Genomic DNA, 16,680 nt, shown 5'->3' with positions numbered 1-16,680 from the left:
CCAGGGGCGGAAGAAGGAGGCCCTCGACATTGCTCACCAGTGCATGGAGAGCGCCGCAGATATGACCGACGTCGAGCACGAGGACACCAAGACGGGCCATTTCGGGATGCTGTTCTCCCGGCAGTACTGGCGGACCACGCTGTTCGCCTCCGGGTTCTGGTTCTGCGCCGTCACCCCGTACTTCGCGATCGCCACCTTCGCGGACAGCGAGCTGCGGAAGTACGGCCTCAGTGGCGGGCTCGCCGGCGGGGTCGGGCTCTCCGCGGTCTCCGTCGTCGGCGTCACGATCACGGTGCTGCTGATCGACAGGCTCGGCCGCCGTGCGCTGACCGTCCCACCGCAGTGGATCTGCGCCGCGCTCCTCGCCCTCATCGGCCTGTGGGCGGGCGCCCCGCCGATCGCCGTGCTGTCCCTGTTCCTGGCGTTCTCGTTCTTCACCGCGGTGTACGGCACGCTCACCAGCGTGTATCCCGGTGAGGTCTTCCCCACCGAGATCCGCGGGACAGGAACGGGCTTCTCCTCCGCCATCAGCCGCTTGGGCGCCGCACTCGGCGCCTTCCTGCTGCCGTGGTCGATGACGAACCTCGGCACCACGGTCACGATGCTGATCGCCGCCGGTGTCGCGGCGGTCGGTGCAGCGCTCTCCCAATGGCTGGCCCCCGAAACCAACGGAAGGCGTCTCACCGAGGCGTCCGCCGGAACGACGGAACGACGGAACACAATTCCCGGGAAGGCCGCGAAACGGCCGTCCCGAGCGCCGAAGCCGCGGGCTGACCCACCCGAAGAATTCTCCGAAATACCCGACTCCCCCGGAAAGGAACGGAACAATGGCGGAACTGGATTGGCACGCGGAACGCGCGGACCTGGAGGGCATGGCCCAGTTGGACCGGGAACCCGCTGACGAGGGAATCGACCTGGAAGCGGTGCGCGGCTACCGGCTGGCCAGAGTCCGGTCCCAGATGGCGGAGCTCGGCGTCGACGCGCTGGTCCTGTCCGACCCCGTCAATATCCGCTATGCGACCGGGGCGCGGAACATGCAGGTCTTCTCCATGCGCAACGCCCCTTCGCGCTACCTGCTCCTCACCCAAGAGCGTTCCATCCTCCACGAGTTCACCGGCTGCCTGCACCTCGCCGAAGGCCTCGAAACCATCGACGAGGTACGCCAGGCGGAGACCGCCAGCTTCGTCGCCGCGGGACCGCATATCGCCGCGTTCGAGCGCGCTTGGGCGCAGGACATGGCCAAGGAGATCACCCGCCTCGTCGGGGAGCGCCCCACGGTGGGCCTGGAGCGGCTGAACGCGGGCGCCGCGATCGAGCTGAACGCCGCCGGAATGCGGGTCGTGGACGCCCAGTACGCGGTGGAAATGGCGCGAGCCGTCAAGTCCGCCGAGGAATTGAAGTGCGTCAAGGCGTCGCTCCGGGCGACGGAACGCGGCGTGGGCGCCCTGCGCGACGCCATCCGGCCCGGCCTCAGCGAGGCCGAGTTGTGGTCGGTCCTGCACCAGTCGGTCATCGCCCAGAACGGCGACTACATGGAAACGCGACTGTTGAACGCCGGGCAGCGGACCAACCCCTGGTTCCAGGAAACGAGCGAGAACGTCATCGGGGCGAATGAGCTCATCGCACTCGACACCGACGTCGTGGGCTGTCACGGGTACTACTCGGACTTCTCCCGGACCTTCCACTCGGGCCCCGGAAATCCGACTCCCGAACAGAAGACGCTCTACCAGGTCGCGTACGAACAGCTGCACCACAACATGTCCATCCTGCGCCCCGGAATGAGCTTTCGGGACTACGCGAGGGAAGCGTGGGACATTCCCGAGAAGTACTACGCGAACCGGTACTACCTGTCGGCGCACGGCTGCGGCATGACGGGCGAATACCCGTACCTCTACCACGCAGGCGACTTCCCCGAATCCGGCTACGACGGCGAGATCGTGCCCGGAATGACGATCTGCGTGGAGAGCTACATCGGCCTGGAAGGCGGCGACGAAGGCGTCAAACTGGAGGAGCAGCTTCTGATCACCGAAACCGGCACCGAGGTTCTCTCGCGATTCCCGTTCGAAGAGGAACTCTTGGGTTAGATGGGTTAGATGGGTCAGGTGGGTTAGATGGATTAGGTGGGTTAGGTGGATTAGGTCATGCCGGTCCCGCCCAGCGCACATTCCACCGGCCGGCCCGCCCGGTCAGCTGGACGGTGGCCAGCGGCGGGACGTCGATGCGCCAGAAGGACCCGGTCGGCGCGGACAGCGCGCACAGCACCGCGGCCCGGGCCACACCCTGCTCGACGACGGCGGTCAACCGGCCCGTGTCCTCGGGGAGTTGAGTCAGCCACGCGTCGACCCTCGCGCACAGATCGGCGAGCGATTCGCCGCCGTGCGGGGCCGACCGCGGGTCGGACAGCCACGTCGCCAGCGCGGCGGGCTCGGCCGCGGCGACCTCGTCCAGCGACCTGCCGTCCCAGCCGCCCATGTCCACGTCGCGCAGTTCGGGCTCCACCACCGCGTCGCGCCAGCCCAGGGCTTCCACCGTGCCGCGGCAGGACGGCGAGGGCCCGGTGCGGCGCACGGAACCCGTGGGCAGGGACGGGGCGACGGCGCGTGCCTCGCCGACGGCCCGTTCGTCGAGCGCGCCGCCGCCGAAACGCACGTCCCGGCCCGCCGCGGCGGCAGCGCACAACAGCGTGAGCCTGACGGTCATGCGCCCCCCTTGTCCCCTTGTCCCCTCGTTCACCACGGTCGCGCCATCGTAGGTGGCGTACGCCATGTTGGCCGACCTGCGGCGCCCCCGTACCCTATGGGTCGACAAGGACGACGGCGCCACGGAAGCCCGGTGAAACTCCGGCACGGTCGCGCCACTGTGTGCCATCGCCTCCGCACGCCAGCGGAGTTGACGGCGAGTCAGACCCAACGCTGTCGTCGAGTGCTCCACACGATGCGGGACGCGTAGTTCCCGAGGAGGTCTCGCCATGGCGCAGTCCACCACTGCCCCCACCCCCACCCCCACCCCCACTCCCACTCCCACCACCGGTCGGCCCGCGGTCGCGCCGGTTCCCCTGAAGACCCTCGCCCCCTGGGCGGTCTTCTTCGGCGTGCTGATGCTGGTCCTGCTGTACTTCGTCGGCGCCGAACAGGGCGCCACCGCCGTCGTCTCCGGCGAGGGTGTGCACGAGTGGGTGCACGACGCCCGCCATCTGCTCGGCTTTCCCTGCCACTGAGAGGGCGGGACGACGATGAACTCCACTGTTGTACGCACCCTGTTGGTGCGCGGAATGCTGGCCGGGCTGCTCGCCGCGATACCCGCCCTTGCCTACGCCTACCTGGCCGGTGAGGGACCGGTCGACGCGGCGATCTCCTTCGAGTCGGCCAACTCCCACGAGCACGGCGGCGAGGAGCTGGTGAGCCGGACCGTGCAGTCCACCGCCGGACTCGCCACCGGCACGCTGGTGTTCGGCGTCGCGGTCGGCGGCATCGCCGCCCTCGCGTTCTGCTTCGCCCTGGGCCGCGTCGGCCGGTTCTCGGCACGGGCCACCGCCGCGCTGACCGCGCTGGGCGCGTTCCTGACCGTCTACTTGGTGCCGATGCTCAAGTACCCGGCGAACCCGCCCGCGGTCGGCAACCCCGACACCATCGGGGAGCGGACCACGCTGTTCTTCCTGATGATCGCGCTCACCGTCCTGCTGGGCATCGCGGCGGTCCTGCTCGGCCGCCGCCTTGCGCCCCGGTGGGGCAACTGGAACGCCTCGATCGCGGCGGGTCTCGCGTTTGCGGCGGCCGTGGCGCTCGCCATGGTCTTCCTGCCGTCAGGGGACAACATCCCGCGCGGATTCCCCGCCAAGGACCTGTGGGAGTTCCGGCTCGCGTCCATCGGCGTCCAGGCGGTGCTGTGGACCGGATTCGGGCTCGTCTTCGGCTACTTGGCGGAGCGCGTCCTCGAACCGAGGACCGCGCCGGAACGGACGAAGGACCAAGCGACGACTGACCGGGTTCACACCCCCGTCGCCTGACGCTCCGCGTCATCCACACGGAAGGGCCACCGGGGGCGCGCCCGGTGGCCCTTCCGTGTCCCGTCGCACGGCTCGGCCTCGGGCTGTCGCCTTGACGCACGGGCCCTCGGCCCGCCAAGGTCATTATCCGGATTGCGAAATAGTTGCGCAATGCGAAACAGCGAACAACGGCTGGCCGACGGAACACCGCACACACGAAGGGAAGGACCTTGCTCCCCACGACGATGTCCGCCGTACTCCTCACCGGACACGGCGGCCTCGAAAAGCTCGACTACCGCACCGACGTCGCCGTCCCCGAGCCCGCGAAGGGCGAGGTGCTGATCCAGGTGGCCGCCGCCGGGATCAACAACACGGACGTGAACACGCGGATCGGCTGGTACTCCAAGGCCGTCGACTCCGCCACCAACGAGGGCGGCGCCACCGGCTTCGACACCGTCGACGACGTGGACGCCGGCTGGTCGGGCACCGCCCTCGCATTCCCGCGGATCCAGGGCGCGGACGTCTGCGGGCACATCGTCGCCGTGGGCGAGGGCGTCGACGCCGGGCGGGTCGGCGAGCGCGTCCTGGTGCGGAACATGCTGCGTACGCCCGTCGACTACCGGCCCTACGAGTGCTGGACGTTCGGCAGCGAGTGCGACGGCGGGTTCGCGCAGTTCGCGGTCGCGCCCGCGCGGGAGACGCACGCGGTGCGCAGCGAGCTGTCCGACGCGGAGCTCGCCGCGATCCCCTGCGCGTACTCGACCGCCGAGAACATGCTGCACCGGGCGTCGGTCGGCGCCGAGCGCGTGCTGATCACCGGGGCTTCGGGCGGCGTCGGCCTGGCCGCGGTGCAGCTCGCCAAGCGCCGGGGCGCGAGCGTCGTCGCGGTGTGCTCGGCGGCCAAGGCCGAGGACGTCGCGGCGCAGGGCGCGGACCGGACCGTCGACCGGAACGCGGACCTGGTCGCCGAGCTCGGCGCGGGCAGCGTGGACGTGGTGCTCGACCTCGTCGGCGGCCCCGCCTTCCCGAGCCTGCTCGACGTGCTGCGGCAGGGCGGCCGCTACGCGAACGCGGGCGCCATCGGCGGACCGATCTCCGAGATCGATCTGCGCACGGTCTACCTCAAGGACCTGTCCCTGTTCGGCTGCACGTTCCAGGAGGACGAGGTCTTCGACAACCTCGTCGGGTACGTCGAGCGCGGCGAGGTGCGGCCGGTGGTCTCCGGTACGTATCCGCTCCAGGACATCGCGCACGCGCAGAAGGAGTTCCTGACGAAGAAGCACCTCGGAAAGCTCGTGCTCACGCCGCCGCCGGTGTCGCCCGCGCCGACCGCGTAACACCGCTCCCTCACCTGCGACTGCTCCCGCTCCCACACCCGCGTCCGGCCACACCCCGAAGAGGACCCATGAAGATTTCACGCATCGACCTGCACAGCGTCGACCTGCCGTACTCGGGCGGCGTCTACCGGCTCTCCGGGGGCCGTACCTACGAGTCGTTCGAGGCCGCCATCGTACGGATCACCTGCGACGACGGCACCGTGGGCTGGGGTGAGAGCACGCCCTTCGGGCCCACCTGGATCGCCGCGCACGCCGCGGGCGCGCGGGCCGGGATCGCGGAGATCGCGCCGTCGCTCCTCGGCCGTGACCCGCGGCAGACCGAGCGGATCAACGACGCGATGGACGCCGCCCTGCTCGGCCACCAGCACGCCAAGACCGCGCTCGACGTCGCGTGTTGGGACGCCTTCGGCAAGTCGGTGGGCCTGCCTGCCTCAGAACTCCTCGGTGGGTCCACGGGTCTGGCCATGCCGATGATCTCCTCGATCCACGCGGGCGACCCCGAGGAGATGCGGGCGCGCGTCGCCGACCACCGGGCGCGGGGGTACCGCGGCCACTCGGTCAAGATCGGCGCGCTGGACCGCGAGGGCGGGCCCGCGCTCGACGCCGAGCGCATCACGGCGTGCCTCGCCGACCGGCGGCCGGGCGAGTTCTTCATCGTCGACGCGAACACCGGGATGATCCCCGAGACGGCGATGCGCATGGCGCGGCTGCTGCCGGACGGCCTGGACTTCGTCCTGGAGGCGCCGTGCGCGACGTGGCGCGAGACGAAGTCGCTGCGCCGCCGCTTCCCCTACCCGATCGTGGTCGACGAACTGGCCCAGTCGGACGGCGACATCGCGATGATCGCGGCCGAGGACATCGCCGACGGGATCGGCCTGAAGGTGTCCAAGGCGGGCGGCCTCACCCCGGGCCGCCGCCACCGGGACATCTGCCGGGCGGCCGGGCTCACCGTCAGCGTGCAGGACACCGTCGGCTCGGCCATCGCCTTCGCGGCGATCCTCCAGCTCGGCGCCACCGTCCCCGAGCAACTGCTGCGCTGCGTCCTCAACTGCCAGGACATGGTGACCCTGAAGACGGCAGAGGTCGACGCCGTGTTCACGGACGGGGGTGTGCGCACCACGGGCGCGCCGGGGCTTGGCATCACGGTCGACGAGGGGGTGCTCGGCGCTCCGGTGATGAGCTGGGGCGACTGAGCCCCGTCCGGGAAGGCACGGCGGGGCGGGTGTCTGGAAAAGCACGGCGGGGCGGGAGCCGACGGCGCGTCAGCCCCGCTTCACGTACCCCCTGCGCCAGGAGATCCTGTCCCCGGCCGCCACCACCTGCTCGGCGAGGTCGTCCCGGGTCTCCTCGTTGATGCGGAACGTCGGCCCGGACAGGCTCACCGCGCCGATGACCTCGCCGTCGAGGGCGCGGACGGGGGCGGCGATCGCGGCCAGGCCGAGCTCGTGCTCCTCGCTGGTGGTGGCGTAGCCCCGCTTGCGGACCTCGGCCAGCTCCCCGGCCAGCCGGTCCGGGTCGACGACGGTGTACCGCGTGCATGCGTCGAGGCCGGCCTCGCAGATCCCCGCGACTTCGGCGAGGGACATGTGCGCGAGGAACACCTTGCCCGTCGACGAGGCGTGGATCGGGGAACGCCGGCCGACCCAGTCCATGCTCGCGATCGCCGCCGCGCCCATCGTCCGGTCGATGCAGACCGCCTCGCGCCCGTCCCGGATCGCCACGCTCACGGTGTCGCCCACCGCCTCCGCCAGCTCCTGGCACACGGAACGGCTCAGCAGGGACAGGTCGTTGACCTGGCTGGCGCCCGCCGCGAGCTCGACCGCCGTATAGCCGATGCGGTACCGCCCGCGTTCGGTGTGCTGCTCGACCAGGCCCCGGGACTCCAATGTCGCGAGCAGCCGGAACACGGTCGCCTTGTGCAGACCGAGTTCGCCGGAGATCTCGGTCAGTCCGCAGGGGCCGCGTGCGGCCAGCACCTGCAGGACCGACACCGCCCGGTCGACGGACTGCACGGAGCGGTCTCGTGCGCGGGTCCCGTTGCTGGTCATGACGGAAGACTAATCGAATGGGGCCCGCCCGCCGCAGGCCCGCCGCACGCCCATCGCATGCCCACCGTGCTCCCACCAGGCAGGCCCCGCACCGCGCCGCAGGGCGTACATTTACCCCTGGGGGTATGCCGTGAGGAGTGCTGATGGAACTTGAACTGGCGGGTGCGGAACTGAAGTCGGTCCTGAATCGCCTGCGCCGGGCGCAGGGTCAGATCTCGGGTGTCATCCGGATGATCGAGGAGGGCAAGGACTGCGAGGCCGTCGTCACACAGCTCGCCGCCGCCTCGCGCGCACTCGACCGCGCCGGCTTCGCGATCATCGCGACGGGGCTGCAGAAGTGCCTGACGGACATCGAGGACGGGCAAGGTTCCGCCGAGGACCGCGAGGAGGTGCGGGCCCGCCTCGAAAAGCTCTTCCTGTCACTGGCCTGACCCCGGCGTAGCGGGACGGCGCAACGGGCTGCGCTTCAGGCGTGTACGTCGAGTCCCGCGTGCGCCGCGGCGTCGAAGGCGTCGTCGACGGCGACCACGTCACGGCCTGTCGCGGCGAGCAGCGAGGCGGCGATCGCGGCGCGCATGCCGCCGGCGCAGTGGACCCAGACGGTTCCCTCGGGCACCTCGGCCGACCGGTGGTACAGCTCGTGGACCGGGATGTGCACGGAGCCGTCGATCCAGCCGTTCGCGCGCTCGGAGTCGCGGCGCACGTCGAGGACGACGACCGTGCCCGGGCCCCGCTCGGCGAGGTCCGCGAAGCTCGCGCGGGGGAAGGAGGCCGGGCGCTCGCCCTCGCGCACCCACGTGCCGGGACCGCCGGTCGCCGCGGCGGCGGGGCGGTCGATGCCGACGCGCACCAACTCCCTTTGGGCGGCTGCCAGTTGCTCGGCCGACTCGGCGAGCAGGGTGACCGGCTTGCCCCACGGCATGATCCAGGGCAGGTAGGCGGCGAGCTTGCCGTCCGCCTCGAAGTTGTACGCACCGGCCACGTGCCCACGGGCGAAGGCCACGCGGTTGCGCAGGTCGACCACCCACTCTCCGGCCGCGAGCCGCGCGGCGATCTCCTCGGCGTCCGCGACGGCCGGGGCCGTGAGGTCGACGGGGGCCGGTCGCGCGGAGTTCAGCGGGCCCATGTGCGTGTAGTAGGCGGGCACGTCGTCGAGCCCGGCGAGGAGCGCGGCGACGAAGGTGTCGATGTCCTGGGTGAGGGCCGAGTTGACCGCCTTCTCCCGGCCGATCGTGGTCGCGTCGCCGTCCGCCTGCGTGGCGGAGCAGAAGCTGCCGAACCCGTGGGTGGGCAGCACCGGGGTGTCGTCCGGGAGACTGTCCGCGAGCCGGTGGGCCGAGGCGTGCTGGGCCCGGGCCAGTCGCTCGGTGAGCGCGGGCTCGACCAGGTCCGGGCGGCCGACGGCGCCGATCAGCAGCGACCCGCCGGTGAACGCGGCGACCGGCCGGTCCCCCTCCTTGAGTACGTACGAGGTGTGGTGCGGGGTGTGGCCCGGGGTCGCCACGGCCGCCAGGGTGAGGCCCTCGTCGACCGCGACGGTGTCACCGTCGGCGACCGGGGTGCGGGCGAAGGAGACGCGGGCGTCGGCGGGCACGAGGTAGGCGGCGCCGGTGGTCCGCGCGAGGTCGAGCCCGCCGGTGACGTAGTCGTTGTGGATGTGCGTCTCCACCACGTGGGATATCCGCACCCCGCGCCGCGCTGCGGCCCGCAGCACGGTGTCGATGTCGCGCGGCGGATCCACCGCGACCGCGGTGCGCTCCCCGCCTGCCAGATAGCTCCGGTTACCGAGCCCCTCCAGGCCGATGGTGTCGATGAAGAACACGAGTACTCCCTTCGTACGGTTTACCCCCCGGGGTATGCGCCTCACCGTAACACCATTACCCCCGGGGGTATATCCGAGCGCTCGGCGCGGACGCCGTGGTTCGGCATGGATCGGCATGGCCGGACACAGATGGCACGGATCGCACTCATGGCAATTCATGCCACTGGGCGTAGGGTGGGCTTCGGGACACCGGCACTCGCCGACGCCCCGGAGAGCACGTGAGGGAGTGTGGTGGTCGTGATGGACGCGGAGAACGCGGACACGGCGCAGGCGGTCGCGGGGAACGACCCGGCGGAGGTCTTCCGCGGAAAGTCAGTGGTGATCACCGGCGCCTCGAACGGGATCGGCTCCGGCTTCGCCCGGCACGCCGCCGCCCTCGGCATGCGCGTCGTGCTCGCCGACATCGCCGAGGAGCCGCTGCGGGCACTCACCGAGGAACTGCGGGCCGGTGGCGCGCAGGCCGAGGCAGTCCGCACCGACGTGTCCGACGCGGAGGCGGTGGCCGCCCTCGCCGACCGGGCCGACGAGGTCTTCGGCGGCACCGACATGCTGATCAACAACGCCGGGATCATGGCGATGGGCTACTCGTGGGAGATCCCCCTGGACCGCTGGGAGGCGATGCTGCGGATCAACACCGGAGGCGTCGTCAACGGCCTGCACGCCTTCGTCCCGCGCATGCTGGAGCGCGGCAGCCGGGCGTGGATACTCAACCTGTCCTCGGTGGGCGGCTTCGCTGCCGCCCCGCTGATGGCCCCCTACAGCGCCACCAAGTTCGCCAACCTCGCGCTCACCGAGAGCCTCCACCTGGAGATGCGGATGCGCGGGGCGCCGATCCAGGTGTCGGTGGTGACACCCGGCTCGGTCAAGAGCGAGATCTTCACCACCGCGCGCGACACCGACGCGAACGTGGCCCCCGAAGTGGCCACCATGAACAGCCAGTTGCAGCGCCTCGCCGACGAACACGGCATCACCCCCGAAGAACACGCCCGGCGCGTCTTCGAGCAGGTGGCACAGGGCCGCTTCTGGGTGGTCCCGCAGCCGGACCAGCTCGACCCGATGCTCCGCCCCCGCACCGAAATGATCCTTTCCCGCACGGACCCCCAACTGCAGGGCGGCTTCTGAGACGTTGCCCGTGCACGTTCTCGCCGTTCAGCGTGCAGACGCTGGACGTGGCGGGCGGGGCGCGCCCGTCGGCGGTGCCGCCGTTGGCGCAACGACGGTCGCGCCGGTCGCCTTGACGTGACCGGCGGTGACGTAGCCGGCGTTGCCAACTCCGCCACCGGCGTTGCCAACTCCGCCCAGTCCACCCTTGGCGCGCGGCCTGCCCTCCACGGGCTCCGGCTCGCCCGCGTCGCCTCCGGTGGCGGTGAGTTCGCCGCCGCCCTGGACGATCACTCGGCCCGTGGAGGCGAAGCCCGGCTGCCCCTGGAAGTTCTGGGTCGTGCCCGAGGTCCCCGTGATGGTGATCTTCGCGCCGCCCGGTCCACTGTCCCGCGTTCCCGCGACCGCGACCGTGCCGTGCCGTGCCGTGCACGACGATGGTGTCGTGCCCCGCCGATCCGGTCACCGTCGTGCCCTCTGGAATGCCTTCCCGACCGCGGCGGCATCAGGAACCGGACGTCCTGCTGGACTGCTCCTGCACCACTCTGATCCACTTCCAGCCGTGCTCGACCCATATCGTCAGGCCCGGCCGGTCGGGGTCCGAGCCCTTGAAGACCTGGTTGGGTTCGGACCCCGCGGCCGCTCCCGCCGTCAGTCCGCACACGGTCAGGGAGTCGATCAGGTCGGAGAGGTCGGTCATGCGGTCGTAGGCCGTCGTGTACTCCAGGTACACCTGGCGGGCCACCGCCCCACCGGTCCCGGTGTAGTGCCAACCGCCGCCCCTGTGTTCGCCGGGCGACGCCTTCTCCTTCGGCAGGAGATCCGGGCCGCAGGCGGTCGGGCCGAAGCCCACCCACGCCAGCGGCCAGTCCTCCTCCACCGCGCCCTTGTCCTCGCGGACCCAGCGCCACCTGTCGTACCGCGGAAGGTCATTGGCGGGGCCGAGCCGAATCGTGCCGTTCTTGCGGTACGGGGTCGTCTTCGGGAACGCCGCCGCGCTCTGCGAGACCTTCGTCCCCGGCGAGTCGGCAGGCCCGGCCTCCTGCCGCTGCCCGGCCGCCGGCACCGCCCACAACGCCCCGGCCAGCACCGCCGCCGCCGCTCCCCCGGCCACCAGAATCCGCCGCCGGCTGGTGCGGCGCGCGCCACGTGCGCGGACGGTCGCCGCGTCGGGCAGGTTCAGCGTCACGTCGTCGAGCAGTTCGTCGACCTCAGGCATGGTGCGCGGCCTCCTTGGCGGCGGTGTTCACGGGCGGCGGTGCGATGTCGCTCAGGCGCTCGCCGAGGAGCTTGCGGGCCCGGCTGAGACGGGTGCGTACGGCACCGCTGGAGGCGCCCGTCTCGCGAGCCACCTGTTCCACCGGCAGGTCGAGGAGATGGTGCAGCACGATCACCTGCCGCTGCTGCGGTGTCAGTTCGCGCAGCGCCTCGATCAACGCGACCCGGTCGGCCGAGAGTTCGGGTAGGTCCGCCTGCGGGCCGTGCCTGCGGTGGGCGAGCAGCCGACCGCGCGTTCTGCGCCACGTACTGATCGCGAGCCGCGCGGCCACGGTGCGCACCCACGGCAGCGGATCCCCCTCGCGCACCAGCCGGTCCCAGCGCTGCCAGGCCCTGACGTACGCCTCCTGCACGGCGTCCTCCGCCTCGGCCAGATCACCGGTCATGGCGTACACCGTGGACACCAGGCGCTTGGCGGTGGCCGCGTAGAACGCGTCGAAGCCATCGGCCCCATGTTGCGGCTGTTGCAGCTGTTGCGGCCCCGCCCGGCCGCCTGGCCCATATCCTTCGTCCGTCATCATGCGTCCCCCCGTGGGCGTCTCGTCTCCGGTCGGACAGACTCGTCTCACCTTCAACACGCGTGGCAGGGCGAGGACGTTACACACTGATCCGGTACGCGCCCGGATCAGGAGACGCTCGGCTCCAGGGGGGCCAGAAGGCGCTCGGCCTCAGCCGCTGATGTCGGCCGCGAGCCGGTCGGCGACGGTGCGGGGCTCGCGGCCGAGGAGTCGGGTCAGCAGGGGGTCTGCCTCGGCGAAGTAGCCCGCACGGGCCGCCTCGTACCAGCCGAGCATGAGACGGGCCGCCTGCTCCGGGACTCCGGTCGCGATCTGGTCGGCCACCCACTGTTCGTCGTCCAGGACGACGCGTCGGACGGCGCGACCGGTGAGGTCGGAGGCGATCTTGGTGAGGTCGTCGAGGGTGACGGCGGTCGGCGCGGTCAGGGTGACGGGGCCGTCGAAGGGGCGGTCGGCGGCGAGGATCGCAGCGGTGCCCTCGGCCACGTCGGCGCGGTCGGTGTACGGGACGGGGCCGTCTGCCGGCTGGGCGACCTCGCCGGTCCGCCGCCACGGGCCGAGAACCATGTCGAGCGGCCCGTAGGCGGCGTTGCGCAGGGCGGTCCAGGCCACTCCGGACGCGTCGAGCATCGCCTCGGTGGCGATGTGGATGTCCGACGGCCGGTACGGGTTGCCGGGGACGGCGCCCTGCTGGCTCGTGTAGAGGATCCGCCGGGCACCGGCCGCCACGGCGGCCTCGATGGCATTGCGGTGCAGGCCGACCATGTCGGCCGCCGGGTCGTTTCCGGACACCAGGAGCACCTGCTCGGCTCCGGCGAAGGAGTCGCGCAGCGCGGCCGGATCCTCGTAGGAGCCCTGCCGTACGCGCACACCTCGGTCGGCGAAGTGCCGTGCCTTGACGGTGTCGCGGACGCTGACGCAGATCCGGTCGGCGGGCATGCGCTTGAGGAGGTGCTCGACGGTGGCGCCGCCGAGAGCACCGGTGGCGCCAGTGACAACGATCATGTTCTCGACCTTTCTGAACGCTTACTGAGTACTTACTGAGTGCTTACTGAGTGCTTACTGAGCGCGTTCCGCGCACCTAGCCGTAAATTGACCATGCAGGTCAGTTTCTCATCGGTCGACGACCGTAGGTAAACTGACCCAGCGAGTCAAATTACGTGGACGACAGAGAGTGACGGTGAGAGGCATGGGCGGTGCGGCGCCTTCGAGGACCCGGCTGCGGGCCGACGCCCGGCGCAATTCCGAACAGATCCGCTCCGCCGCGATCGGCGCGTTCCAGGGGCAGGGCCTGACGGTGCCGCTGGAGGAGGTCGCCAAGGCGGCGGGGGTCAGCAAGGCCACGATCTTCAACCGGTTCGGCGGGCGCGTCGGCCTCATCGAGGCCGTCATCGAGGAGGTCGTGGCGAGGGAGCTGTTCGCTGTCATCGACCACACGCGGACCATCGACGACGCCGGCGAGCGGATCACGTACTACCTCACCGCGATCCGCGACCTCCAGTACCGCCAGCCCGCCTTCAACGACGTCCTGTTGCAGACGTATCCGCACTCGCGGCAGCTCATGGAGATCTGCCGGGTCGGAGGCGAGGCCAACGAGGAGTTCGTCGCGGCGGCGCGGACCCGCGGCGCGCTGCGGCCGGAGTTCACGGCGGACGACCTCCACGCGCTCGTCGTCGACAACGCCCTTGCCCTCAAGCACGGCGAGCGGCCCGCCCGGGACGATTACGAGCGCCGCACCATGTACGTCCTGGACGGAATCCGAGGGCGCGCGTCATGATCCGTACGTCATAAGTCGCCAGCCAGCAATGGTCAGTTGGAGGAATCCCGTGGCCCGCGTCTTCACCGTGAGCGACAGCATCACCATCGACGTATCGGCGGACACCGCGTACGAGGCCGTCAGCCGCCCCGCCGACATGGGGCGTTGGAGCCCGGAGAACCTCGGCACGTCGGGCGGGTCACCCGCCGGGCCCGCCGGTCTCGGCACCACGTTCGTCGGCCGCAACAAGCGCGGTGGGTTCCGGTGGTCCACCCGGTGCACGGTCACGGCGGCCGAGCCGGGGCGGCGGTTCGCGTTCCGCGTCCATGCGATCGGCCTCAACCGGCCGTTGCTGCGCGGCCCCATCGCCACCTGGGAGTACCGGTTCGAGCGGGCCGGAGGCGGCACGCGCGTGACGGAGACCTGGACCGACGACCGGCGCGCCTGGCCGACGTTCGTGGCGAACGCCTTCGACCGTGTCGCCACGTCGGGGAAGACCTTCGCCACGTTCCAGAAGCGCAATATCGAGGTGACGCTGCGCAACCTCAAGCGCGAGCTCGAACGCGGACAGGAACCCGAACGCGAAAACGACACCGCGCACTGAGCCGGGCACTGATCCGCACGCTGAGCCGCGCACGGCCCGCGTCCAACTCCCCCGGGCGGGCGTACGTTGAGACCAAACAGCTCGGCTGCGCAAAGGGGGCCTCCATGAAGCAGCGGCACCTGGGAAGCCAGGGTCTGACCGTCTCGGAGATCGGCTACGGCGCGATGGGCACCGCCATCGGCTACGGCCCCTCCGACGACACCCGGTCCGTCGCCGCGATCCGGCACGCGCACGAACTCGGCGTGACCCACTTCGACACCGCGGAGCTCTACGGCTGGGGCGAGGGCGAGGAACTGCTCGGCAAGGCGCTCGCCCCCATCCGCGACGAGGTGACGATCGCCACCAAGTTCGGCCTCACCCCCACCCAGGGCCAGGACTCACGGCCCGACCACATCCGCGAGGTCGTCGACAACAGCCTGCGCCACCTGAACGTCGAATCGATCGATCTGCTCTACCAGCACGCGCCCGACCCGAACGTGCCGATCGAGGACGTCATCGGCACCATGAAGGAGTTCGTCGACGCCGGCAAGGTCAAGTACCTGGGGTTGTCCAACACCGGCGAGGACGCCATCCGCAGGGCCCACGCGGTCCACCCGGTCTCGGCGCTGCAGGACGAGTACTCGATCTTCGCTCCGCACGACGTCGATCCCTTGTTCCCCGCCCTGGAGGAACTCGGCATCGGGTTCGTCGCCTACTCTCCGCTGGCCCGCGGTTTCCTCAGCGGCGCGGTCAAGTCCCGCGAGCACTTCGCCGCCGACGACTGGCGCCGGGACATGGCCTGGTGGCGGCCCGAGAACTTCGAAACGAATCTCGCCATCGTCGGCGAGCTGACCGAGTTCGCGAGGAGCAAGGGCGCCACCCTCGCCCAGCTGGCGCTCGCGTGGCTGCTGGCCAGGAAGGACTACATCGTCCCCATCCCCGGCTCCCGCGACGCCGGCCGCGTCACCGAGAACACCACCGCCGCCGACCTCACCCTCACCGCCGCCGACCTCGCCCACATCAACAAGATCGCCCCGGACGGTGGCCTCGGCGGACGCCTGGGCTGACACCTGCGCCGCACCGCGCGGGGCGCGCGGGGCACGCGGGGCGCGCGAACCCGTCCGGCACGACTACCGCGGCCTCGCCCGCACCGAACCCGTCCTCGCCGCCGCGCTCATCGTCTGCCTCCTCGGCCTCGTCGGCACCCCGCCGACCGCCGTCTTCCTCGGCAAACTGGAGGTGTTCAGCGCCGCGTTCGACGGCGGTTACGCGTGGCTCGCCGCCGTCGCCGCCGTGAACACGGTCGCCTCCCTCTTCTACTACCTGCGCTGGATCGCCCCGACGGTCACCACACCCCGTACGACCGGGGCTCGGCCGCCGCGCCTGACCCGTACGGCGGCGGGCACGGCGTACGGGGCGGCGGCGCTTTCGGTGGTCCTGGGGGTGGCGGGAGGGCCGGTTCTTGGTGTCCTCGACGGGGCGTTGGCCCGCTGAGGGAGCGAGGCTAGGGCGATCGCGTGGTGCCGTCCATGCGGAGCAACAGGTCCAGCACCCGCTGGTACACCCCGACGGTGAAGAAATCAGAACCGCCTCGATACATGGCGTCGAGCACTTCCTCGAAGCTGCTGAACGTCACGTCCGCGGGCACCCGACCGGCATGGACCTGGCGCGCCCAGAACTCCCGGCGGAGCCTCCTGTACTCGTGCCCCGGCAAGTCGGTCAGGACCACCGGGGCGCTGTCCATGAGCATCTTCAGATGCCTGAACCCCGGCCAGTTCTGCGGCGTCACCATCAAGACCCGTAGCGGAAACTCGTCGTCGTTCTCCTGTACGGAGCGCAGCAGCAGTGGTGACAACACCGCCTGGAAGTCGTTCTCGATGATTCCTTCTGCGTGGTCGATCGCGAGGAGGCGAGAGCGACGGCGAGTCCGCGCCCGGGAGCGGAGAGTGCGCAGGAAAGTCTGGAAGATCTCGCCCATGCGGGCCTCCGCGTGGCGGTCGGCATCCATGTGGAAGGAGTCACCAGAGTCCACCTCGGACGACGGCATCCGCTCGGCCCACCGACGCCCGCCCCGGGCGGCGAGGTTGAGCACCTGGTTGAACTCGGCGAAATCCTTCGGGAGCATCGGATCAGGTTGGCGCGGATCCATGCAGGCATCCCGCAGGGCCCGTAGGACGGCCAGCCAGTCCAGGATCACCGGATCCTCGTCCTTGCCTCCGCCCGAGTACGAGGCGAGGTCGGCGTAGGTGACA

At 70.8% G+C, this 16,680-nt stretch carries 18 protein-coding genes, 1 pseudogene and 1 riboswitch; of the genes and pseudogenes, 12 read left to right on the top strand and 7 right to left on the bottom strand.

Features of this window, described 5'->3' with window-relative positions:
* Nucleotides 1-43: 43 nt before the first annotated feature.
* Nucleotides 44-901 (top strand): MFS transporter, encoded by an 858-nt coding sequence (locus RBJ65_RS20995; RefSeq protein ID WP_306316956.1) that lies wholly within the window; start codon nucleotides 44-46, stop codon nucleotides 899-901.
* Nucleotides 828-2,084, top strand: coding sequence for a Xaa-Pro peptidase family protein (locus RBJ65_RS20990; RefSeq protein ID WP_306316957.1), 1,257 nt, complete (start codon nucleotides 828-830; stop codon nucleotides 2,082-2,084). The genes RBJ65_RS20995 and RBJ65_RS20990 overlap by 74 nt, the downstream gene beginning before the upstream one ends.
* A gap of 55 nt (nucleotides 2,085-2,139) precedes the next feature.
* On the opposite strand, the gene RBJ65_RS20985 is transcribed toward RBJ65_RS20990, so the two are convergent.
* A complete protein-coding gene (locus RBJ65_RS20985; RefSeq protein WP_306316958.1) occupies nucleotides 2,140-2,700 on the bottom strand; it encodes a histidine phosphatase family protein in 561 nt (186 codons plus the stop codon).
* Nucleotides 2,701-2,823: 123 nt separating this feature from the next.
* A riboswitch (cobalamin riboswitch) is annotated at nucleotides 2,824-2,906 on the top strand.
* A gap of 62 nt (nucleotides 2,907-2,968) precedes the next feature.
* Here RBJ65_RS20985 and RBJ65_RS20980 point away from each other — a divergent pair.
* The 4 genes from RBJ65_RS20980 to RBJ65_RS20965 all read left to right on the top strand — a co-directional run bounded on the left by RBJ65_RS20980 (nucleotide 2,969) and on the right by RBJ65_RS20965 (nucleotide 6,515).
* The gene (locus RBJ65_RS20980; protein WP_306316959.1) at nucleotides 2,969-3,217 is read left to right on the top strand and encodes a CbtB-domain containing protein; all 249 of its coding nucleotides are present in this window, start codon (nucleotides 2,969-2,971) and stop codon (nucleotides 3,215-3,217) included.
* Nucleotides 3,218-3,232: 15 nt separating this feature from the next.
* Entirely contained in the window at nucleotides 3,233-4,006 is a 774-nt protein-coding gene (locus tag RBJ65_RS20975) for a CbtA family protein (RefSeq protein WP_306316960.1), read from the top strand.
* 209 nt (nucleotides 4,007-4,215) lie between these two features.
* Complete coding sequence (locus tag RBJ65_RS20970) at nucleotides 4,216-5,322, top strand: alcohol dehydrogenase family protein (protein WP_306316961.1); 1,107 nt, start codon at nucleotides 4,216-4,218, stop codon at nucleotides 5,320-5,322.
* A gap of 68 nt (nucleotides 5,323-5,390) precedes the next feature.
* On the top strand, nucleotides 5,391-6,515 hold the full coding sequence (locus RBJ65_RS20965) for a mandelate racemase/muconate lactonizing enzyme family protein (protein ID WP_306316962.1): 1,125 nt from the start codon (nucleotides 5,391-5,393) through the stop codon (nucleotides 6,513-6,515).
* A gap of 69 nt (nucleotides 6,516-6,584) precedes the next feature.
* Here the strand turns inward: RBJ65_RS20965 and RBJ65_RS20960 are convergent, their stop codons facing one another.
* Nucleotides 6,585-7,370 carry an IclR family transcriptional regulator gene (locus RBJ65_RS20960; protein ID WP_306316963.1) on the bottom strand — a complete coding sequence of 262 codons (786 nt, stop codon included), beginning with the start codon at nucleotides 7,368-7,370 and terminating at the stop codon, nucleotides 6,585-6,587.
* 143 nt (nucleotides 7,371-7,513) lie between these two features.
* Here RBJ65_RS20960 and RBJ65_RS20955 point away from each other — a divergent pair, with 143 nt between their 5' ends.
* Nucleotides 7,514-7,801: a metal-sensitive transcriptional regulator gene (locus tag RBJ65_RS20955; protein WP_306316964.1), complete on the top strand. Its 288-nt coding sequence runs from the start codon at nucleotides 7,514-7,516 to the stop codon at nucleotides 7,799-7,801.
* A 35-nt stretch (nucleotides 7,802-7,836) separates the two neighbouring features.
* Here the strand turns inward: RBJ65_RS20955 and RBJ65_RS20950 are convergent, their stop codons facing one another.
* Nucleotides 7,837-9,192, bottom strand: coding sequence for a rhodanese-like domain-containing protein (locus RBJ65_RS20950; protein WP_306316965.1), 1,356 nt, complete (start codon nucleotides 9,190-9,192; stop codon nucleotides 7,837-7,839).
* A gap of 240 nt (nucleotides 9,193-9,432) precedes the next feature.
* Here RBJ65_RS20950 and RBJ65_RS20945 point away from each other — a divergent pair, with 240 nt between their 5' ends.
* Nucleotides 9,433-10,314, top strand: a complete 882-nt coding sequence (locus RBJ65_RS20945) for an SDR family NAD(P)-dependent oxidoreductase (protein ID WP_306317159.1) — start codon at nucleotides 9,433-9,435, stop codon at nucleotides 10,312-10,314.
* A 484-nt stretch (nucleotides 10,315-10,798) separates the two neighbouring features.
* On the opposite strand, the gene RBJ65_RS20940 is transcribed toward RBJ65_RS20945, so the two are convergent.
* The 3 genes from RBJ65_RS20940 to RBJ65_RS20930 form a co-directional block, all read right to left on the bottom strand.
* Nucleotides 10,799-11,512, bottom strand: coding sequence for a hypothetical protein (locus RBJ65_RS20940; RefSeq protein ID WP_306316966.1), 714 nt, complete (start codon nucleotides 11,510-11,512; stop codon nucleotides 10,799-10,801).
* Complete coding sequence (locus tag RBJ65_RS20935; protein WP_306316967.1) at nucleotides 11,505-12,092, bottom strand: SigE family RNA polymerase sigma factor; 588 nt, start codon at nucleotides 12,090-12,092, stop codon at nucleotides 11,505-11,507. Before RBJ65_RS20935 ends, RBJ65_RS20940 begins: the two co-directional genes overlap by 8 nt.
* Before the next feature lie 147 nt (nucleotides 12,093-12,239).
* Nucleotides 12,240-13,094 (bottom strand): NAD(P)H-binding protein, encoded by an 855-nt coding sequence (locus RBJ65_RS20930; RefSeq protein WP_306316968.1) that lies wholly within the window; start codon nucleotides 13,092-13,094, stop codon nucleotides 12,240-12,242.
* 184 nt (nucleotides 13,095-13,278) lie between these two features.
* Between RBJ65_RS20930 and RBJ65_RS20925 the strand changes: the two genes are divergently transcribed.
* The 4 genes and pseudogenes from RBJ65_RS20925 to RBJ65_RS20910 all read left to right on the top strand — a co-directional run.
* On the top strand, nucleotides 13,279-13,866 hold the full coding sequence (locus tag RBJ65_RS20925) for a TetR/AcrR family transcriptional regulator (RefSeq protein ID WP_306316969.1): 588 nt from the start codon (nucleotides 13,279-13,281) through the stop codon (nucleotides 13,864-13,866).
* Nucleotides 13,867-13,915: 49 nt separating this feature from the next.
* Nucleotides 13,916-14,449 carry an SRPBCC family protein gene (locus tag RBJ65_RS20920; RefSeq protein ID WP_306316970.1) on the top strand — a complete coding sequence of 178 codons (534 nt, stop codon included), beginning with the start codon at nucleotides 13,916-13,918 and terminating at the stop codon, nucleotides 14,447-14,449.
* Between the two features lie 104 nt (nucleotides 14,450-14,553).
* Nucleotides 14,554-15,495: an aldo/keto reductase gene (locus RBJ65_RS20915; protein WP_306316971.1), complete on the top strand. Its 942-nt coding sequence runs from the start codon at nucleotides 14,554-14,556 to the stop codon at nucleotides 15,493-15,495.
* Nucleotides 15,470-15,922 (top strand): annotated as a pseudogene (locus RBJ65_RS20910) (proton-conducting transporter membrane subunit); the annotation flags it as partial. The gene RBJ65_RS20915 and the pseudogene RBJ65_RS20910, both read left to right, overlap by 26 nt.
* Nucleotides 15,923-15,932: 10 nt before the next feature.
* On the opposite strand, the gene RBJ65_RS20905 reads toward RBJ65_RS20910, so the two are convergent.
* The coding region (locus RBJ65_RS20905; protein WP_306332160.1) for a hypothetical protein at nucleotides 15,933-16,680 on the bottom strand (748 nt) is incomplete at its 5' end.

The sequence above is a fragment of the Streptomyces sp. KL109B genome, from assembly GCF_030766935.1.
Classification (GTDB): domain Bacteria; phylum Actinomycetota; class Actinomycetes; order Streptomycetales; family Streptomycetaceae; genus Streptomyces.
This window is presented reverse-complemented; position numbering and strand designations above follow the sequence as displayed.